Raw genomic sequence first — 519 nt, 5'->3', positions numbered from 1 at the left:
CCCTCGGTGAGTTCCTCGCGCTGGCCGTGTCCTTCGAGCACGAGGCGGTCGCGAACGAGAACCACCGCGCGCGGGTCCTGGCGGACACCCTGGACGCCGCCACCGGCACCCTGCTGATCGAGGGCAAGTCCCCGAAGCGCAAGGTCGGCGAGCTGGACAACCGCGGCAGCCACTTCTACCTGGCGCTGTACTGGGCCCGCGAGCTGGCGAAGCAGACCGAGGACGCCGAGCTGGCGGCCGCGGCGAAGCCGGTCGCCGAGGAGCTGGAGGCCCAGGAGGAGACCATCCTGGCCGAGCTCAACGGCGTGCAGGGCTCCCCGGTGGACCTGGGCGGCTACTACTGGCCGGAGCTGGAGAAGGTCACCTCCGTGATGCGTCCGTCCGCGACGCTCAACGCGATCGTGGACAAGCTCTCCGTCTGACGATCTGAGCGCCTGGGGCCGGGCCGCGTGCGTGGAGCGCGCGGCCCGGCCCCTTCTCGTGTCCGCAACGCGGGTTGAGTTGTCACGGGTGTTCGAG

Annotated in this window: 1 protein-coding gene; it reads left to right on the top strand. The window is 70.9% G+C overall.

Annotated elements, in window-relative coordinates; all coding sequences use genetic code 11:
- Positions 1-422: NADP-dependent isocitrate dehydrogenase (locus C6558_RS39070; protein ID WP_146161016.1), on the top strand; the 422-nt coding region annotated here is incomplete at its 5' end.
- Positions 423-519 lie beyond the last annotated feature (97 nt).

Source organism: Ensifer sp. NM-2 (assembly GCF_003024455.1).
Classification (GTDB): Bacteria; Pseudomonadota; Alphaproteobacteria; order Rhizobiales; family Rhizobiaceae; genus Ensifer; species Ensifer canadensis.
This window is presented reverse-complemented; position numbering and strand designations above follow the sequence as displayed.